This is a genomic window from Pseudomonas sp. PA-6-3C, assembly GCF_021605825.1.
GTDB lineage: Bacteria > Pseudomonadota > Gammaproteobacteria > Pseudomonadales > Pseudomonadaceae > Aquipseudomonas > Aquipseudomonas edaphica.
The window spans coordinates 49,968-67,663 of record NZ_WKDV01000032.1 but is presented as its reverse complement, the minus strand read 5'-3'; the positions used below and the strand labels follow the sequence as shown (position 1 = coordinate 67,663).

22 protein-coding genes, 1 tRNA gene and 2 pseudogenes are annotated in these 17,696 nt (G+C 58.8%); 9 read left to right on the top strand and 16 right to left on the bottom strand.

From position 1 onward, the window contains the following. Positions 1-115 precede the first annotated feature (115 nt). Genes GIW48_RS20540 through GIW48_RS20530 form a run of 3 tightly spaced genes read left to right on the top strand, consistent with a single transcriptional unit; the run spans position 116 to position 1,772 of the window. Positions 116-532 (top strand): ribbon-helix-helix domain-containing protein, encoded by a 417-nt coding sequence (locus tag GIW48_RS20540; RefSeq protein WP_236460892.1) that lies wholly within the window; start codon positions 116-118, stop codon positions 530-532. After that, on the top strand, positions 529-843 hold the full coding sequence (locus tag GIW48_RS20535; RefSeq protein WP_017137355.1) for a type II toxin-antitoxin system RelE/ParE family toxin: 315 nt from the start codon (positions 529-531) through the stop codon (positions 841-843). The genes GIW48_RS20540 and GIW48_RS20535 overlap by 4 nt, the downstream gene beginning before the upstream one ends. Before the next feature lie 50 nt (positions 844-893). Continuing rightward, on the top strand, positions 894-1,772 hold the full coding sequence (locus GIW48_RS20530) for a hypothetical protein (protein WP_236460893.1): 879 nt from the start codon (positions 894-896) through the stop codon (positions 1,770-1,772). Positions 1,773-1,862: 90 nt separating this feature from the next. Here the strand turns inward: GIW48_RS20530 and GIW48_RS29785 are convergent. The 6 genes and pseudogenes from GIW48_RS29785 to GIW48_RS20500 all read right to left on the bottom strand — a co-directional run. Continuing rightward, positions 1,863-2,098: pseudogene (locus tag GIW48_RS29785) on the bottom strand (histone deacetylase family protein); the annotation flags it as partial. A 20-nt stretch (positions 2,099-2,118) separates the two neighbouring features. Further along, positions 2,119-2,886 carry an anti-sigma factor family protein gene (locus GIW48_RS20520; protein WP_017137352.1) on the bottom strand — a complete coding sequence of 256 codons (768 nt, stop codon included), beginning with the start codon at positions 2,884-2,886 and terminating at the stop codon, positions 2,119-2,121. After that, positions 2,883-3,380 (bottom strand): RNA polymerase sigma factor, encoded by a 498-nt coding sequence (locus GIW48_RS20515; protein WP_099548645.1) that lies wholly within the window; start codon positions 3,378-3,380, stop codon positions 2,883-2,885. The genes GIW48_RS20520 and GIW48_RS20515 overlap by 4 nt, the downstream gene beginning before the upstream one ends. A gap of 60 nt (positions 3,381-3,440) precedes the next feature. Continuing rightward, on the bottom strand, positions 3,441-3,992 hold the full coding sequence (locus GIW48_RS20510) for a tetratricopeptide repeat protein (RefSeq protein WP_017137350.1): 552 nt from the start codon (positions 3,990-3,992) through the stop codon (positions 3,441-3,443). Positions 3,993-4,032: 40 nt separating this feature from the next. After that, positions 4,033-4,584 carry a cytochrome b gene (locus GIW48_RS20505; protein ID WP_138451163.1) on the bottom strand — a complete coding sequence of 184 codons (552 nt, stop codon included), beginning with the start codon at positions 4,582-4,584 and terminating at the stop codon, positions 4,033-4,035. 143 nt (positions 4,585-4,727) lie between these two features. Next, positions 4,728-4,982, bottom strand: a complete 255-nt coding sequence (locus GIW48_RS20500; RefSeq protein ID WP_017137348.1) for a hypothetical protein — start codon at positions 4,980-4,982, stop codon at positions 4,728-4,730. A 276-nt stretch (positions 4,983-5,258) separates the two neighbouring features. On the opposite strand from GIW48_RS20500, the gene GIW48_RS20495 reads away from it, so the two are divergent. Together GIW48_RS20495 and GIW48_RS20490 are read left to right on the top strand one after the other, a co-directional pair. Further along, on the top strand, positions 5,259-6,131 hold the full coding sequence (locus tag GIW48_RS20495; protein ID WP_236460894.1) for a DUF6216 family protein: 873 nt from the start codon (positions 5,259-5,261) through the stop codon (positions 6,129-6,131). Positions 6,132-6,498: 367 nt separating this feature from the next. Further along, complete coding sequence (locus tag GIW48_RS20490; protein WP_170040569.1) at positions 6,499-7,725, top strand: MFS transporter; 1,227 nt, start codon at positions 6,499-6,501, stop codon at positions 7,723-7,725. Positions 7,726-7,797: 72 nt separating this feature from the next. Here GIW48_RS20490 and GIW48_RS20485 read toward each other — a convergent pair whose 3' ends face one another. Continuing rightward, a complete protein-coding gene (locus GIW48_RS20485) occupies positions 7,798-8,082 on the bottom strand; it encodes a DUF6124 family protein (RefSeq protein ID WP_099548642.1) in 285 nt (94 codons plus the stop codon). A 555-nt stretch (positions 8,083-8,637) separates the two neighbouring features. On the opposite strand from GIW48_RS20485, the pseudogene GIW48_RS20480 reads away from it, so the two are divergent. After that, positions 8,638-8,721, top strand: a pseudogene (locus tag GIW48_RS20480) (type II toxin-antitoxin system RelB/DinJ family antitoxin); the annotation flags it as partial. Positions 8,722-8,753: 32 nt separating this feature from the next. On the opposite strand, the gene hepT reads toward GIW48_RS20480, so the two are convergent. The 7 genes from hepT to dapA all read right to left on the bottom strand — a co-directional run bounded on the left by hepT (position 8,754) and on the right by dapA (position 13,368). Next, the gene (gene hepT, locus GIW48_RS20475) at positions 8,754-9,173 is read right to left on the bottom strand and encodes a type VII toxin-antitoxin system HepT family RNase toxin (protein WP_236460895.1); all 420 of its coding nucleotides are present in this window, start codon (positions 9,171-9,173) and stop codon (positions 8,754-8,756) included. Next, a complete protein-coding gene (gene mntA / locus GIW48_RS20470; RefSeq protein ID WP_057710824.1) occupies positions 9,163-9,558 on the bottom strand; it encodes a type VII toxin-antitoxin system MntA family adenylyltransferase antitoxin in 396 nt (131 codons plus the stop codon). Before mntA ends, hepT begins: the two co-directional genes overlap by 11 nt. A 121-nt stretch (positions 9,559-9,679) precedes the next feature. Continuing rightward, positions 9,680-9,769: transfer RNA gene (locus tag GIW48_RS20465), tRNA-Ser, on the bottom strand. Between the two features lie 83 nt (positions 9,770-9,852). Then, positions 9,853-10,566 carry a phosphoribosylaminoimidazolesuccinocarboxamide synthase gene (gene purC / locus GIW48_RS20460; protein ID WP_017137340.1) on the bottom strand — a complete coding sequence of 238 codons (714 nt, stop codon included), beginning with the start codon at positions 10,564-10,566 and terminating at the stop codon, positions 9,853-9,855. 27 nt (positions 10,567-10,593) lie between these two features. Further along, the gene (locus GIW48_RS20455; protein ID WP_017137339.1) at positions 10,594-11,352 is read right to left on the bottom strand and encodes an MBL fold metallo-hydrolase; all 759 of its coding nucleotides are present in this window, start codon (positions 11,350-11,352) and stop codon (positions 10,594-10,596) included. A gap of 4 nt (positions 11,353-11,356) precedes the next feature. Continuing rightward, positions 11,357-12,472, bottom strand: a complete 1,116-nt coding sequence (bamC, locus tag GIW48_RS20450; protein WP_017137338.1) for an outer membrane protein assembly factor BamC — start codon at positions 12,470-12,472, stop codon at positions 11,357-11,359. A 17-nt stretch (positions 12,473-12,489) separates the two neighbouring features. Next, complete coding sequence (gene dapA, locus GIW48_RS20445; protein ID WP_017137337.1) at positions 12,490-13,368, bottom strand: 4-hydroxy-tetrahydrodipicolinate synthase; 879 nt, start codon at positions 13,366-13,368, stop codon at positions 12,490-12,492. A gap of 273 nt (positions 13,369-13,641) precedes the next feature. Here dapA and GIW48_RS20440 point away from each other — a divergent pair, with 273 nt between their 5' ends. Together GIW48_RS20440 and GIW48_RS20435 are read left to right on the top strand one after the other, a co-directional pair. Further along, positions 13,642-14,202: a glycine cleavage system protein R gene (locus tag GIW48_RS20440; RefSeq protein WP_017137336.1), complete on the top strand. Its 561-nt coding sequence runs from the start codon at positions 13,642-13,644 to the stop codon at positions 14,200-14,202. 10 nt (positions 14,203-14,212) lie between these two features. Continuing rightward, positions 14,213-14,686 carry a peroxiredoxin gene (locus GIW48_RS20435; RefSeq protein WP_017137335.1) on the top strand — a complete coding sequence of 158 codons (474 nt, stop codon included), beginning with the start codon at positions 14,213-14,215 and terminating at the stop codon, positions 14,684-14,686. A 129-nt stretch (positions 14,687-14,815) separates the two neighbouring features. Here GIW48_RS20435 and GIW48_RS20430 read toward each other — a convergent pair whose 3' ends face one another. Beyond that, positions 14,816-15,886 (bottom strand): AI-2E family transporter, encoded by a 1,071-nt coding sequence (locus GIW48_RS20430; RefSeq protein WP_017137334.1) that lies wholly within the window; start codon positions 15,884-15,886, stop codon positions 14,816-14,818. Positions 15,887-15,917: 31 nt separating this feature from the next. Then, complete coding sequence (locus tag GIW48_RS20425; protein WP_017137333.1) at positions 15,918-16,157, bottom strand: sulfurtransferase TusA family protein; 240 nt, start codon at positions 16,155-16,157, stop codon at positions 15,918-15,920. Positions 16,158-16,252: 95 nt separating this feature from the next. On the opposite strand from GIW48_RS20425, the gene GIW48_RS20420 reads away from it, so the two are divergent. Next, the gene (locus tag GIW48_RS20420) at positions 16,253-17,686 is read left to right on the top strand and encodes a M48 family metalloprotease (RefSeq protein ID WP_236460896.1); all 1,434 of its coding nucleotides are present in this window, start codon (positions 16,253-16,255) and stop codon (positions 17,684-17,686) included. Positions 17,687-17,696: the final 10 nt, after the last annotated feature.

The window sequence follows — 17,696 nt, the reverse complement described above, 5'->3', positions numbered from 1 at the left end:
GCTACAAATATGAAGTCATACATATCAGTGCGTTATTGGCTGAGTGGCGCCACGCAGTCGCTGAAAAGCGTCAATACTTGCAGCCTGAGTTACTCAACAGGAGAGAGAAACGCTCATGGAAACCTGCCAGAACCCCTACCTATTTTGGATCGACGATGAGACGCCGGATACCGACATCGGTCAGTTGCTCCTTGCAACACGCCAATGGTCGAGTAGGATTGAATCCTACCCACTGTCCGCAGGCTTCGACATGCGCTCAACCCAGCAAATGAGCATTACCTTGCCACTCGAGATGGCCGCCCTGGTCAAAGCCAAGGTCACCTCCGGTGAATATGCGAGCGAAAGTGAAGTGATACGCGACGGCCTCAGGGCGCTGATGGCCCGTGATCGCGCCATGGAAGACTGGTTGCGCGACCAGGTGATCCCCGCCGCCGCCGCTCTCGAGGCAGCCCCTGGCCAAGCGCTCTCCACCGAGCAGGTTCGCGAACACATGGCAGCCAAACGCCAGCGAACCGGTACAGAAAAACCGTGAGCTATACGGTAGCCTTTGCGCCTGAGGCGTTAGCCCAACTGGACGCCCTTGAAGACTACATCAGCAAAACCGAAGCCCCCGATGCTGCAGCACGTTTTATCGACAACATCATCAGCTACTGCGACAGCCTCAGTGTGTTTCCATTGCGCGGTAAATGCCGTAACGACCTGCTGCCTGCCTTGCGCATCACCCATTACCGGCACACCACCGCCATCGCATTCAGCGTGGCCGCCGAGACTGAAGCCGTGTCGATCCTGGGCGTGTTTTACGGCGGCCAGGATTACGCCGCCCAATTTCAGAATCATGGGTGAGAGCAAGCATCACGCCCAACGACGGCGCGCCCAAAAACAAGGAAGAAAAAATGACTAACACCCCAAACCCGCGTCGACCTTTGCGCTGGGTGGTAAGCCTGACCGGCTTGCTGGCTGTTGCGACCCTGGGCTTTTTCGCCTGGCAAAGCTTCTACCCCGTCAGCGCGGCGACCGGCTGGAGCGTGCAAACCGTGCACAGTGACGTGCCCAAAGCCGCGTCATTGATGCCCATGCCGGATGGCTCGCTGATGATCAGCCAGGAACTCAATGACGCCAAAGGCAGCATCGTGCGTATCCATCCCGACGGGCGACGTGACGTGGTGGTGGGCAGCCTGTCCAAGCCCGATGGCATGTTCGCCACCCATGGCGGCTGGGTGTTCAGCCAGGAAACCGGCGACGCTCCGGTCAGCTTTCTCAAGGACGGCGTGGTGACCGAGCTGTTTCGCGGCGAAAACGTGCAAGGCCTGTGGGTTGAGGGCGACGACCTCTACGCCATCGAAGACCGCAAAGACAACGGGCGACTTTTGCGTTACCGCTGGAGTGACCAATCGCTGACTGTCATACGCGACAAGCTGCACGAAGGCGAGTCCATCACCCGTTGCACCGACGGCCGAATGCTCTACACCGAAAAGAAAAAAGGCGCGGTGCGCGAACTGACCGACGACGGCAGCGATCCGGTGGTGCTGGCAGGCTTGAACAAACCCACGTTCTTGATGTGCGATGAGCGCGGGCTGTGGGTGAATGAAGATTCGACGCACCGGGCAAGGTTGTTGCTGATTGATAAACAGGGGCGGCAACAGACGATTTTGTCGTTCCTGAAGGCGCCACAGTCAATTGTGCCGACGAATCGAGGCACTTATCTGCTGGCGGAAGGCGGGAGGAATCGGGTGTTGGAGTTGACGCCTGAGACTCGCACGCTGTCGCCTTAAAATTTTGCAATACGGGCCAATTTGAATGCTCGCGAACCTGTCATAAAATCAACAGGACATCTTCTATCGCGACACCACCTCTCGCCAGACGCGCGTCACCGCGACTTTGCTTTGCGGGTCCAGCTCGCAAATTTCAAAGCCCAGGGACAACACCAGCGCATCCGCCGAAAAGTTCTTCAGCGCCGCTGGGCCAGTTCGAGCTTGTCGAAGAACACGGCTTCACGGGCGCCGTGGATGGACACATACAGCACGTCGTCCCGCTCGTAGAAAATCTCCTGGAAACCTTGACCGTGGTGCAGGTCGGTGTCGAGCACGGCGACGCGCTGCGGACGACGACTCACTGAGGTCAGGCCGGCAAACGCCGCTCGACGCCACTGGCCATGTGCTGCAAATCCTCAACCGGGTTTTTCCCAATCAGCATAAAAGCATGCGCAGGGTTGGCCCAATACACCACGTTCAGGCCTCGGCGCTGTTCGCTGGCCAACGGCTGCATGCCCTTTTTACTGGCGGTGATGCACAGTGCCAAAGGCCCGTGGCGTGGGTCGAGGTAGGTGAGTTGACCGATCAACACGCCGTCATAGTCGAGGATCTGCGCCCGTCGGAATTCGGCGCCAGGCAGGCTCACGGACTCAGGCGATAACGACACGCCCAGTAGTGCGCCCACGGCGGTCAACTGGGCCGTGTGGGAGGCCGGGTCGAGGCTGAGGTTTTCCAGGGTCTGGGGCGTATACAAGGCCATGTATTCGGCCACCGAGGCCCGCCAGCCTTGGCCGGGTTCAGTACGTTGCCACCCCAAGAACAGGCGATCGGCCGCCACGCCAGCTACTGCGAAACTCGCAGCCACGGCAAGAAAACGCCGCCGGCTCCAGGCTTGGGGCGGCGCCGGTGGCAAGGCGTTGAGCATTGCGTGCAGGCGTTCAGTCGGGGCGTGTTCCAGCACCGTGTCGAAGGCGGCCTTGAACGGCAAGTCAGCGCAGCGCAATGCGTCCAGGCGTGCGGCAAGCGCCGGGTCAGCGCTGGCCTGGTCGGCGATCCGTTGATGTTGGTCTGCGCTCAGTTCGCCATCCAGATAAGCCGATAACTGCTCATCGGACGGTGTGTCAGTGTGGCTCATCGCCGTTCTCCGTTGGCTTTATCCTGCCGGGCTGTTGGGGAGGCGGCTTCGGCCAGCTTAATGCGGGCGGCCGCCAACCGACTCATCACCGTGCCCATAGGTATCTGCAGGATTTCGGCAATTTCCTTGTATGAAAGCCCTTCGACATACGCCAGAAACACGGTTTCGCGCTGCGCTTCGGGCAAACCGTTAACGCGCTTGATCACTTGTGCGGCCAGTATCTGTTCCTGCGCCTGGCGCTCGCCATCAAACGACAGCACCTGCTCGGCATCAACAAACCCCTGCCCTTGGCGCACCCGTTGCGAGCGCAGTTCGTTGAGCCAGATCGAGTGCATGATCGCCAGCAACCAGCGATCCAGGCGCGTGCCGGCCACGAATTGCCCGGCACGCTCCAAGGCCCTTACGCAGGTGGCTTGCACCAGATCTTCGGCCAGGTGCTTTTGCCGCGACAACACCCAACCGTATCGCCACAAGCGTGGCAACAATTGGCCCAACTCGCGGCGAAACTCAGCGTCCCGAACGATGGCTGCCTCCTGCGGACAGGTTCACGGCGTTCAAGCCTGTGGCGCTGCGGCGATGGCTGCGGCCAGGTCTTCGTATTCTTCGCAGGTGGTACTGCACAAGGCTTTGATTTTCACCAGTTGCTCTTGCGCCAGGTCGACCCGGCCCTTGATCACATAGGCCTCGCCGAGGTACTCGCGAACCTGTGCGTAGTTGGGGTCGAGTGCAACCGACTTGAGGTAATAACCGATGCCCTCATCGGTGCGCCCCAGCTTGCGCGTGGCGTAGCCGCGATAGTTGAGGGCCTTGGCGGTGTTGGGATTTTGCAGAGTGTCGAGCAAGGCCAGCGCCTCATCAAAGCGCCCGTCCTTGGCCAGGCGGTAGGCGTAATCGGTGCGGTCGGCGTCGGAGGTGGCCTTGCTGGTTTGCAGCACGCACTTGCCGGTCTTGGTGTCCCAGACCTGGCCCTTGGGGCAGTTGGGCTTGGGCGGGGCCGACTCATCGCCGGAGGCGTGGGCCTGGCCTGCGAGCAAAGCGGCGGCCAGGCAAGCGCCGAAGACCAGCGCGGTGCGGTAGGTGACAGGGTGTTCGTGGCGAGCCTTCATGGTTGTCTTACTCCGTAACGATAGGGAGGAAACATCACTGTTAAAGCGCATTGCGTGCGCCCGGCAACATCCGGCGCAAGGTGCTGTCGCCCAGCACGTAGTGATGCCAGAGCGCAGCTATGGCATGCACGCCCGCCAGCAGGATGATCGCCCAGGCCACATTGTTATGCAGGCCGCCCAAGGTGCCCCGCCAGGCATGATCGATCACAAAAGGCGCGGGCACGGCAAACAGTCCGAAAAAATTGAAGGGCTCACCTTGAGCCCAGCGAAACAGGAAGCCCAACACAATCTGCGACACCAGCAACAGGTACAGGCAACCATGCGCCAATTTCGCCAGCAGGTTAAGCGCCGGGTGACTGTCGGCCTTGGGCCGATTGCCGCCGAACATACGCCACACAATCCGCGCGGCAATCAACAGCGCCATGACGATACCTAAAGAGATATGCAGCGCTTGCAGGCCCTTGCGCAGCGGTGTGCCCTTCTCCAGGACTTCCCAGATATGCGCACTGGCAAACATGAAGATCACCACGGCGGCGGTCAGCCAGTGGAAGCTGCGGGTCAGGCGGTCGTAGCGGTCGGATGCTGTGTTCATGGGCGTTTCCTGGGTGATCTGTGAAGTGAACACCGCAGTGGCGAAAGTTATTCGGTGGGGGGCGAATAATTTTTGCTGATCGGGAAACCAAGAAGCCCCGTCGCTGATTCAACGACGGGGCGTTTTTATGCGATTTTTATGACTCAGTTTCCCCGCTCTTTGTTAGCTTGAGAGAGGACCGATGCAGCCAGGGATTTGGTCTCCTCACTGTATTTATCGCTTTGAAGGGCTTTGCCGGCCTTTTCCTCCATGTGTGCACTCGTCTGCTTATCAGTACCGGTCTGGGACAGCGCCGACGCAGCCAGGCTCTTGGCTATGGCCGAGGCGTTTGGATTATTCAAGGTTTCGGCGGCCAACGTCGCCAGGGTGCTGGAGGTCTTTTTGGTGTTTTTGCTCATGGTGCATTTCCTTTGCGTTTGAGGGGAAAGCCTACGAGTGAACGTCTCGTAGTCAGAAGATAGTGAGTTAAATATCCGTTCGCAACGAACTGGCTGTAGCCTTTGTTTTTAAACCACGTAAGAAAGATTCCAGCGTTATGTAGTACCCGCCCAGTTCGAAGTTCAACGCAATGATAATGTTTGAAAAGTCGTCTTGTTTTTATTAGATTTTCGCCCGGCCAGTCACAGCAACTTCGCTGACGCGCCGCTCTAATAACCCTTCAAGGATGACCCTGCATGTCCCAACCTGTACTCAACGATAATATCGTCACATGGACGTTTCAAAACTATGCCGCCATCGTCGGGCTGCTCAGTGGCCTGGCAATATGTGCGCTGGTTTTATATATCTACTCGCGCTCAGGCTCGCTGATTTTTCTGCGTGACTTGATGTGGCGGTTCTTCGGTGGCTCGACCACATTTGAAAACCCAAAATATGAGGCCACCCGCAAAGACCTGCGCGAAGTTGAATATTATCGGTTCGAATTCAATATCCCCGCGCAAAACCTGGAACACGCGCGGCAAGCCGATCAGTGGATCACTGACAACAACTTCAGTTACAACGATGTGGCCAGGATCAGAAAGTACATTGACTGGAAAGACTTCACTCAGTTATCGCTTAAAGAGGCAATGATCACCCCCTTCAAGCGTAATTGGTTTTTGGGGTTGGGCGCCTTCTTCCTGGCGATTATCAGCATCACGCCGCCATTGGCCGACTCCAGCTACCTGATGGTGTCCTTGAAAAAAGCCACGGATGTGCCGTCTTTCTATCTGTCGGAAAACAACGCCAAATTCCATTTCTGGCCCGGTGAAACGTTGTCTGTGGACGAGTGCAAATCACCGACGGCACTGGAAAAGTTCTATAACGAGGACTTCTCTGAAGGCACCATCAATACCATCTGCACGCTATTTCTTTCGCCCACCTACGCTGAAAACGTAAAAACCGGATTGAAAGAGCAAAAAGGCTTTTTGCTATTCATCGCCTGCCTGTCGATATGTGCGGTCTTCTGTATTTTGACCAAGCTCTCGCGTTTGGGCGTTGCCCGCAAACTCCATGACCAGATGACCGCGCAGAGTACAAATACGACCGCAGAGACCGCCGCTCAACCGTAAACACTGTCACTGTGGCAAACAGGCTCGTTGTGGCGAGCAGGCTTGCCCTGCGTTGGGCGGCGAAGCCGCCCCATCCCACGCGCCGAGTGTCAGGGGGGAGGATCGCGGTGGCAGGTTTTAGGGCCGCTACGCAGCCCAACGCAGGGCAAGCCTGCTCGCCACAAAAAGCCTGCTCGCCACAAGGCTACTTGCCATAGCAGGCTGGCTCGCCGAGCATCAAGGCCGTCCCAGAGCGTCGAATCGATTGCACTGATGGTTATTATCGAAACGAGCGCCTGTGTGATTGCCAGCACCGGTTCCTATAATCGCCTCCACTTTCCCTCCCCTTCGCCTGGCTTCAGGCGACATTCCTTCTGGAACCGACACTATGCCAAGCCCCAGCCAGGCCCACAGCGGCCGTCCCGAAAATAATCAACAAAGTGTCAAACAGCAGTGGCTGGCGATTCTCTCGGTCGCCGTAGGCGCTTTCGCCCTGGTAACCAGTGAGTTTCTGCCGGTGGGCGTGCTCAATGACGTCGCCAGCGACCTGGGCATCAGTGCCGGTCACGCTGGCCTGATGGTCACGCTGCCCGGCATCATGGCCGCCCTCGCCGCGCCGTTGCTGTCGGTGATCATTGGCGGCATGGACCGTCGTTACCTGCTGATCGGCCTGACGCTGATCATGATCATCGCCAACACGGTAGTGGCCTACGCCAGCGACTTCAGCCTGCTGCTGTTCGGCCGTGTCCTGCTCGGCATCAGCATCGGCGGCTTCTGGGCCACGGCCATTGCCCTCAGCGGCCGCTTGGCGCCCAAGGGCGTAGGCGTAGCGAAGGCTACCTCGATCATCATGATGGGCGTGACCCTGGCCACCGTGCTGGGCGTACCCGTCGGCACCTGGCTCAGTGGCCTGATGGGCTGGCGCATGACCTTCCTGGTGACCGCGATCGTCGGCGTGCCGGTGCTGCTGGCGCAGGTGTTCCTGCTGCCGCGACTCACCCCGGAAAAGGCCATCCAGATCCGTGACCTGCCGGCCTTGTTTATCAACCCACAAGCGCGGGTCGGCTTGATCGCCGTGCTGCTGATCGGCCTGGCGCACTTTGCTGCCTACACCTATGTCGCGCCGTTCTTCAAAAACAGTTCCGGGTTCGACGGCCCGACCATCGGCTCTCTGTTGCTGCTGTATGGCGTGGCCGGCGTGATGGGCAACGTCTTTGCCGGTTTCGCCGCCAACCGCAGCGTGCGTCACACCCTGCTGCTGGTCGCGCTGATGATCGGCACCAGCACCGCGCTGTTCCCTCACTTCGCCACCGGCATGACCGGCGCCGCGATGCTGATCGCACTCTGGGGCTTCGCCTTCGGCGCCTTCCCGGCCTGCGCGAGTATCTGGATGTTTGTGGTCGCACCTAAAGACGTCGAACGCGGCATGCCGCTGTTCGTTGCCCTGTTCCAAGTGATCATCGCCCTGGGTTCATTCTTTGGCGGCCGGATCGTGGACCAGATGGGCAGCGCAATGCTCTTGAGCCTGGCCACGGCGCTGGTGGGGCTTGGGTTTGTGACCGTGCTGGTGTTGGGGCGTAATGTGAGTAATAGCTTGGCGGCGCAGCCTGGCTGATACGTCTCGTTAACCACTAAAAAGCCTGCTGAGCATTAAGCTCGGCAGGCTTTTTAGTTTCAGGGTATTGGGTTAGTTGCCTGGTTTATCCGTTGGGAAATGACGCTCAAGTGCAGCGTCCACCAGTGCCTGAGCGTTCTCGATCAATTGCGCCAGGCCCATGATCACGGGTGACTGCGTGCTGTCCGGGTCTTCGGCGCATTGGTAGGCGGTTTGAAGGGCGGATGCGAGGATTTCGGAGGCGTTGGCCAGGGCTTCTTCGGTGCCGACGTCGGCGCCTACGTAGAAGATTTTGCGAGGTTCACCGTCGGATTCGGCATTGAAAACATCGGTCGGGTTGGGGGTGATCTTTTTCATGATGTAACTCCACGTTATGAAAAGGAGCTACCACTCCCTGCTGTCAAACAGGATTGGGTGGCAGCTGTACGCGGGTTGACAGACCGGAAACGTGGAAACCCGGCGCACCCGAAGATGCCCCACGCACAGCCGCCATAAAAAATGGGTACAGACAGACGCCTGGAACCAGTTTGGGGATGCACAGAGATCGCACATTATTCGGCCTGTCAAAACCGGTCGCCATGAGGGCGACGGCGGAAGGTTAGCGCCCTGCCCCAGCCAACGCAACCCTGCTGGAAAACTGTCGACCCGGCACAACGTAAGCACCTGTTTCAGAAAAGCTTGGTAACCAGAATCCCCACCGGGAACCTTGTGTGCATAAGCCTGCGAGCTAGTCTCAAAAAGTCGCCGCCGTGGCGACATACTGTCAAGGGTGCTGATATGCCAACGAGATATCGCGATGCGGTCACAGGTGAATACGTAACCGAGCAAGAGGCGAAGAAAAGACCAAGGGAAACGGTAAAAGAATCGGATAGAAAGCGCCCGGTAAAAGAATCGGATAGAAAGCGCCCGGTAAAAGAGGATGAAGCGTTGATAGCGACCGTACGTGAGCGCCAGGCGTCTGCTCAGCGAGTGAAGGTTTCTCTAGACGACCTATAGCCTAGATTTTACCGCGGGCCATTTGAATCGGCTTACTGGCCCACGTCCTTAGTCAAGACATGTGCACTGAATGCCAGGAAATCGCCCAGATGTTTGGTAATGATCGCAACGGCAATAGGCAGCTGAAGCGTCTGATACTCATGCACCACGATATTGCGGAAACCGACCATGTTTTTCAGGTTAGTCAGTAAGGAAGGACTCACCCATCCGCCCTGCGCCAGCAGCTCAAACACGTCACGAGCACTTTGGGGGACACCGAGGCGCTCACGACGAATCAGATGTTGCCCCAAGTCCAGGGCAGCCTCACAGGTACGCAGAATATTGAGAATGGCCGCATCCTGACGGGTGAAGTCAGTGGCGAAACTGGCTGGATCCTTTTCGTACTCTTCCCGAGCACGAGCAACGTAACGCTCAATGCTGACAGCCTTGTTGATGAGTACATCATCGGCCATATACCGTTCCGTCCTTTTGAATGTCGACTAAAAGCTCTGCCCTGGCGCAATCCAGCGCAGTTTTCTCGCTGAGTATGTAGCTCTCAAAGATACCTGCCTGACTGTCCTTGCTCCAGAGGCGGCGCCCTGTCGTTATGACTTGGTATTGCATGACCGTCGAGGCTGCGCGTAAGTCCAGCAAATCAACGGGGACCTTGACGATATCCGCTAACTCCCCGGATAGGCGCCACAGTTGCAGTGGGTCAATGCTTCCCTCAATCAGCACAGCCAAGTCAAGATCGCTGTCGGCATTTGCCTCGCCCGTCACCTGGCTGCCAAAGACGTACACTGCCAAAAGACCTGGAAGGTTAGCCTGCAAATGCGTGAGCACTTTTTCAAAATTCATGATTGACCCGCATTGTCATCAGGTAATCACGACCGTAGCAGAATTCACCTGAGCATTTCTGCTACAAAAACAAAAACCCCCAACAACCTTTAAGTTATTGGGGGTTTCTGTTTATAAATAATGGCGGAGAGATAGGGATTCGAACCCTAGGTACCGGTGAAGGTACAACGGATTTCGAATCCGTCCCATTCGGCCACTCTGGCATCTCTCCAACGGCGCGCATCATAACAGTGTGTTTCGCGAAAGCAAACCAAAAAAGCGATTTTTTTCCGTGCTATCAGATGCTTGCGTCGGTTACAGCGGTACGCCGAGACGGTTGGCGACTTCTTCGTAGGCTTCGATGACGTCACCGAGGCCTTGGCGGAAGCGGTCTTTGTCCATCTTTTTCTTGGTGGCTTTGTCCCACAGGCGGCAGCCGTCCGGGCTGAATTCGTCGCCCAGGACGATGGTGCCGTCGTGGAACACGCCGAATTCGAGTTTGAAGTCGACCAGCAGCAGGCCTGCGTCGTCGAACAGCTTGCTCAGCACGTCGTTGACCTTGAGGGACAACTCTTTCATGCGTACCAGTTGCTCAGCGGTGCCCCAGCCGAATGCCACCACGTGGGATTCGTTGATGAACGGGTCGCCCTTGGCGTCGTCCTTCAGGAACAGCTCGAACGTGTAAGGGTTGAGCTTGAGGCCCTCTTCCACGCCCAGGCGCTTGACCAGGCTGCCGGCGGCGTAGTTACGCACGACGCATTCGACCGGGATCATGTCGAGCTTCTTGACCAGGCACTCGTTATCGCCCAGCAGTTTGTCGAATTGGGTCGGAATGCCGGCCGCTTCGAGTTTTTGCATGATGAAGGCGTTGAACTTGTTGTTCACCATGCCTTTGCGATCAAGCTGTTCGATGCGCTTGCCGTCGAACGCCGAGGTGTCGTTGCGAAACAGCAGGATCAGGCGGTTGGCGTCGTCGGTCTTGTATACCGACTTGGCTTTGCCGCGGTAGAGTTCTTCACGTTTTTCCATGATGGGCTCCGCTTGCTAAATGGTGGGCTAGGCGATGTGTCGCCAGTCGAGCCCTGAATCTTGATCGGCCAGTTGCAGCCAGTCCGGGTCGCACCCGAGGGTGTCGACAAAACATTGCCGCGCAAGCGCAGGCAGGTTGTTCTTGCTGCTCAGGTGGGCCAGGACCAGGTGTTGCAAGTCTTGCCAGCCCAACTCATACACCAGGTACGCCGCCTGGTGGTTGTTCAAATGTCCCAGTTCGCCGCCTACCCGCTGCTTGAGAAAGTAGGGGTAATGACCACGTGCCAGCAGGTCGCGGCAGTGGTTGGACTCGATCATCAAGGCATCGAGGTCACGGTAACCGTCCAGCACCTTGGAGCAGTAGGAGCCAAGGTCGGTGAGCACGCCGAAACGCCGCTGACCGCCACTGAATACATACTGCGTCGGCTCCTGGGCGTCGTGCGCTACGGCAACTACATCAATGCTCAACGCACCGATCTGCAGCGTCTCGCCACCGGCCAGGAAGCCTGCGGGTTCTATGGGTTTGCGCATCCCGCGCAAGGTGCCGCGACTCAGGTACACCGGAAGATTGTAGCGCCGAGACAGCAAACCCACGCCATGCACGTGGTCGGCATGTTCGTGGGTCACCACAATTGCGCTCAGCTGCGAGGGGTGAACCCCCAGGCGCAGCAGGCGTCGCTCGGTTTCTTTTAACGAGAAACCACAATCCACCAGCACATACGTGTCGTCATGTGCGACCAGCGTGCCGTTCCCTTGGCTACCGCTGCCGAGAACGGCAAAACGCATCGGGTCAGCCCAGGTTGTCCTGAATCACGCCCAACACTTTGCGCGCTGTTTCAGCCGGCGCAACGGTGTTGATGTTCTTCTCGACGGTCACTTGTACGCTCTCGCCCACCTTGCTCAAACGAACCTGATAACGCTCGGCACGTGTTTCGATCTCTTCCTTGGTCGGCTTGCTGCCGAACAACTTGCCGAAGAAACCTGGCTCGTCGTCTTTCTTCTCGGCCTTTTCCGCTACGTTGATGTAGTACAGGCCCAGGCTGCGGTTGATGTCTTCAACGCGCCATGGACCTTGCTCCAACGCACGGCCAACACTGGCCCAGGCACGGTCGAGGTCTTCACCCAGGGTGAGCACCACGTTGCCGCTGCCGTCTTCGGTGAGGCTGACGCGGTTAGGCGTGTCGAAGTTACCGGCGGCGAGCAGGGAAACCGAACCGCCCTTCTCGGAGATACGGCTCATGCTGGCCAGCATCTCGTCGACCAACGCGGCGTCTACGCCCATGTTGACCGAACGCGGGGTGAAATCGACGTTGGCAGTGCTGCCGGCAGGACGCTCGGCGCTCACCACGTAGACTTCACTGGTATTGCGCTGCACGCCTGGCTCGATGCGCACACGCACACGGGCTTCGCTGTCGGGCGCTACACCGCTCGCCTGCAGACGCTTGGCCATGCTGGCGGACAGTTCGCTGCCATGCTGCCATGCCGTGGTGAACTCACCGGTTTGCGGGCGTTGTTGATCAATGCTGAAACCGTTGTCCTGGAAGAACTGCACCGCCACTGGCCAGACTTCAGCCGGTGGGCGTTGGGCCATGATCCAGCGGTTGTCGCCGCTCTTTTGCAGGCTGTAGTCGCTGGTGTCCGCCACGGCCGAGATCGGCTGCGGGCGTGGCACTACGTACTCGCCCTTGGTGGTGTCATCGGCGACGTTGCGCGGAATCGGCAACAACGGGTCAAGGCGCTTGGCGACGTTGACGTCCGGCGGCAGTTGCATCGGTTTGGTTGCTTGGGCTTCCAGGTAATCGCTGCCGCGGTCACGGAAGTAGCCTTCCGGGCCCCATACCCAACCGCAGCCACTGGTGCTGGAGATAATCAAGGCAAGTGCGGAAAGTCCGGCCAATCGCTTCATGCGTAGTGCTTCCTCAATTAAACCAGGACGCCGGACTGGCGCAGGGCCTGTCGCAGCGGTTCGTGACAGGCTTCGCTGAGCCGGGTGAGCGGCAGACGGATACCGTCCGGCATCAAGCCCATCTCAAACAGTGCCCATTTCACGGGAATAGGGTTGGATTCAATAAACAGTGTCTTGTTGAGCGGCATCAGTTGCTCGTGGATCGCACGGGCTTTTACGGCGTCACCGGCGATGGCGGCGGCGCACATGTCGCTCATGGCGCGTGGCGCGACGTTGGCGGTCACCGAGATGTTGCCTTTGCCGCCCAGCAGGATCAGCTCGACCGCCGTGGCGTCGTCACCGGAATACACCAGGAAGTCGCTGCTCACGCCGGCCAGGATGTCCTTGGCGCGCTGCAGGTCGCCGGTAGCTTCCTTGATGCCGATAATGTTCGGCACGGTGGACAGGCGGATCACGGTCTCGGCCTTCATGTCACAGGCCGTGCGGCCAGGAACGTTGTAGAGGATCTGCGGGATGTCGACGGCTTCGGCGATGGCCTTGAAGTGCTGGTACAAGCCTTCCTGGGTCGGCTTGTTGTAGTACGGGGTTACCAGCAGGCAGGCATCGGCGCCGGCTTTCTTGGCGTTCTTGGTCAGCTCGATCGCTTCACGCGTCGAGTTGGCGCCTGTGCCGGCGATTACGGCAATGCGGCCCGCCACGCGCTTGACCACGAACTCGATGACCTGGATGTGTTCTTCCACATCAAGGGTGGCCGATTCACCTGTGGTGCCGACCGCCACGATGGCGTTGGTGCCTTCTTGCAGGTGGAAGTCCACCAGTTTGCCAAGGCTGTCCCAGTCGAGATGACCTTGTGCATCCATGGGTGTGACCAGTGCCACCATACTGCCCGCAATCATGCAACCGCTCCTGCCGGAAAAAGAGAGCCGTAATGGTACTGGCGCCAAGATGCTTGTACAAGCGAAGTACCGCCTGAGGATGCGTTCTGGGGCAACTAAACGACGGGCAATGCCATCATTGGGCCAAAGCGCGGCTTGAAGCACGCTGAAATCAGACCGATCGCGTAATGAAAACGCCACCTCCTAGCCCTTGGCGATGGTTTTCGCTACCCTTCATCCTTTGATCGATACGGCCCACACAGTATCGACCGCTCATCGCTTTAGGAAGGCTGCATGTCCACCCCCACAGTTCGCGAACAATTCCTTGTTATCAGTGCCCTCGGCGCCAACCCCATGGAGCTGACCAACGTCCTGTGCCGCGCCAGCCATGAGAACCGCTGCGCCGTCGTGACCTCCCGCCTCACCCGCCACGGCGAGTGCAGCGCGTTGGTGCTGCAGATCTCCGGCAGCTGGGACGCCCTGGCGCGCCTCGAAACCGGCCTGCCGGGCCTGGCCAAGAAGCACAACTTCACCGTCAACGTCGTGCGCAGCGCCGCCCTGGAAAACCGCCCGCAGGCCCTGCCTTATGTGGCGTATGTCAGCTCGGCCTACCGCTCGGACATCGTCAATGAGCTGTGCCAGTTTTTCATCGACCACAACGTCGAGCTGGAAAACCTGACCTGCGACACCTACCAGGCACCGCAAACCGGCGGCACCATGCTCAACGCCACGTTCACCGTGACCTTGCCGGCCGGCGTGCAGATCAGTTGGCTGCGTGACCAATTCCTGGATTTCGCCGATGCCCTGAACCTCGACGCACTGATCGAGCCATGGCGCCCACAGAACCCAATGTAAGGAAGTACCTATGCCGGTAGCCATCGACAAACCCGTGGCCGATTTCGAAGCCCAGGCCACCAGCGGCCAGACGTTCAGCCTTGCAGCCCTCAAGGGCAAGCAAGTGGTGATCTACTTCTACCCAAAGGACAGCACCCCGGGTTGTACCACCGAGGGTCAGGGTTTTCGTGACCAGTACGCCGCGTTCAAGGCTGCCAATACCGAAGTGTTTGGCTTGTCGCGAGACAGCGTGAAGTCCCACGAGAACTTCAAGGCCAAGCAGGAATTCCCCTTCGAGCTGATCAGCGACAAGGACGAAGCGGTTTGCCAGCTGTTTGATGTGATCAAGCTGAAGAAGCTGTATGGCAAGGAATACCTGGGCGTGGACCGCAGCACGTTCCTGATCGACAAGGATGGCGTGCTGCGTCAGGAATGGCGTGGTGTGAAAGTGCCGGGCCATGTGGATGCGGTGTTGGCGGCGGCACAGGCATTGAATAAAGCTTGACCCTGCTGTGGCGAGCGAGCTTGTTGTGGCGAGCGAGCTTGCTCGCGCTGGAGTGCGAAGCGCTCCCGCTTTCAGAGGCCGCTAAGCGATCCAGCACGAGCAAGCCCCCTCGCCACAATAAGGTTGCTGCTACAACAAAGGCGCCACCACCGGCTCTTGCCGCGGCCACGCATCCAGTACGGCCTTGAACAGCGTCGCCAGCGGGATTGCAAAGAACACGCCCCAAAACCCCCACAGCCCTCCAAACAACAGCACCGCGCAGATGATCGCCACCGGGTGCAGGTTGACGGCCTCCGAGAACAGCAGCGGCACCAGCACGTTGCCATCCAGGGTCTGGATAATCCCGTACACCGCCATCAGGTAGATGAACTGGTCGCTCCAGCCCCACTGGAACAACGCGATCAACATCACCGGCACGGTCACCACCACCGCGCCCACATACGGCACTACCACCGATACACCCACCAGCAAGGCGAGCAGCGCCGCGTAGTTCAGCCCGAGCGCGACAAACGCGATGTAGGTGACGCCGCCACAGATCACAATCTCAATGACCTTGCCGCGAATATAGTTGGCAATCTGCCGGTTCATTTCTTCGGCCACTCGGGTGATCAGCGCCCGTTCACGCGGCAGATAGCCGCTGACCCAGCGGCCGATCATTGCGCGGTCCTTGAGGAAGAAGAACACCAGGATCGGCACCAGCACCAGGTAGATCATGATGTTGACCAGGAGCGGCAGGCTGGACAGGGAAAAAGTCAGCGCCCATTGTCCGAACTTTCCGATCTCGCCGCGCGCCACTTCAATGGCCTGCAACACCTGCTCGTCCGATACCAGGTGTGGATAACGCTCCGGCAACAGCAGCAACAGCGATTGCCACTTGGCGAGCATGCCCGGCAACTCGTTGAACAAGGTGATCAACTGATGCCACAGCAATGGCAGCACCACGACGATAAACACCACCAACAGCCCCATGAACAGGGCAAAGACCAGCCCTACCGCCACACCGCCGGGCAAACGCAGACGTTCCAGGGTAGTGACCAAACCTTGCATCAGGTAGGCCAGCACCATACCCGCCAATACTGGCGCCAGCATGCCGCCCAAAGTGAGCACGGCGGTAAAAGCCAGGAATAGCAGGACGGCCAGCACCACCGCTTCTTCATCGGAAAAATAGCGCTGAATCCAGTCTCGTAACACTTTGAACATCAATCAACCTCGGGCGGTGGGGGCGAACAGTTCAGGCCTTGCGCAACCAGTAACGGTACACACCGGCGGCATCTTCTTCATGCAGCAGGGTGTGCCCGGCCAGCTTGGCAAAGGTGCGAAAATCGCGCTGGGAGCCTGCGTCCGTGGCGATCACCTTGAGCACGGCACCGCTGGCCAAGCGGTTGAGTTCCAGCTTGGCCTTGAGCAGGGGCAGCGGGCAATTGAGGCCACTGGCATCGAGTTCGGCGTCAAAGGCTACAGCGTTGGTCATCGGTTTGCTCCGGGCATGCGTTTGGAGTGCTTAGAATATCTGGTCCGAAGCTCAGTGTCCGGCTACAGTAAGCTCTTTGTCGAAAGGCTTTGTGCATGACTTTTTTGCGCCCTACCCTGCTGACGCTGGCTTGCCTGCTGGCCTCCCCGGCCTTCGCTGACGACCTGCCGTCACTCGGCGACGCCAGTTCTGCCATTGTCTCGCCGCAACAGGAATTCCAACTGGGCCGCGCATGGCTGGCCTACCTGCGAGGCCAGGTCTCGCAACTCAATGACCCGCAGCTCAAGGATTACGTCGAAACCAGCGTGTACAAGCTGGTGGAGACCAGCCAGGTGAATGACCGACGCCTGGAGTTCATCCTCATCGACAGCCCGCAACTCAACGCCTTTGCCGCACCCGGCGGGATTGTAGGGGTTAACGGCGGCTTGTTCCTGAATGCTCAGACTGAAGGCGAATATGCCTCGGTACTCGCTCACGAATTGGCTCACCTGTCCCAACGTCACTTCGCGCGAGGTGTGGAAGCGCAGTCGCGCATGCAGATTCCGATGATGGCCGCCCTGCTCGGCGGCATTATCGCGGCGGCAGCGGGTGCAGGTGATGCTGGCATTGCCGCGATTGCGGGCAGCCAGGCGGCAGCTATCCAGGAACAGCGCAGGTTTTCGCGCCAGAACGAACAAGAGGCTGACCGTATCGGCATCCTCAACCTGGAAAAAGCCGGTTACGACCCACGCTCCATGCCGACGATGTTCGAACGCCTGATGCGCCAATACCGTTTCGATGCCAAGCCACCGGAGTTTTTGCTGACTCACCCGGTGACCGAGTCGCGGATCGCCGACACCCGCAACCGTGCCGAACAAGCCAAGCAGGGCGGCAAGGAAGACAGCTTGCGCTACCAACTGATTCGCGCACGGGTGCAGTTGCAATACGAAGACACGCCGGGGCTGGCCGCCAAGCGCTTTCAGGCGCAATTGGACGAGAACCCGAAAAACGATATAGCGCGTTATGGCCTGGCCATCGCGCAGATCAAGGGTACCCAGTTCAAAGATGCACGGGAAAGCTTGCAGCCGCTACTGGCCAAGGCGCCCAACGACATTACCTACAACCTGGCGCAGATCGAGTTGGATATCGACAGCAACCGCCTGCCGGATGCCCAGCAACGTACTGACCGGATGCTGGCCCAGTACCCCGGCAGCTATCCGCTGAATCAGATTCGCATAGATGTGCTGCTCAAGCAGAACCGTACGGCCGATGCTGAAAAGGCATTGGACGGGTTGCTCAAGTCGCGCCCCGATGATCCGGATGTGTGGTACCAGGTGGCAGAGACTCGCGGCCTGTCCGGCAATATCATTGGTCTGCATCAGGCACGCGCCGAGTACTTTGCTTTGGTGGGTGACTTCAAGCAGGCCATTCAGCAATTGGACTTTGCCAAACGCCGGGCCGGCAACAACTTCCCACTGTCCTCGCGTATCGACGCGCGCCAGCGTGAGCTGATCGAACAGGAACGCTTGGTGAAAGGGATGATGAGCTAAAACCATCGCC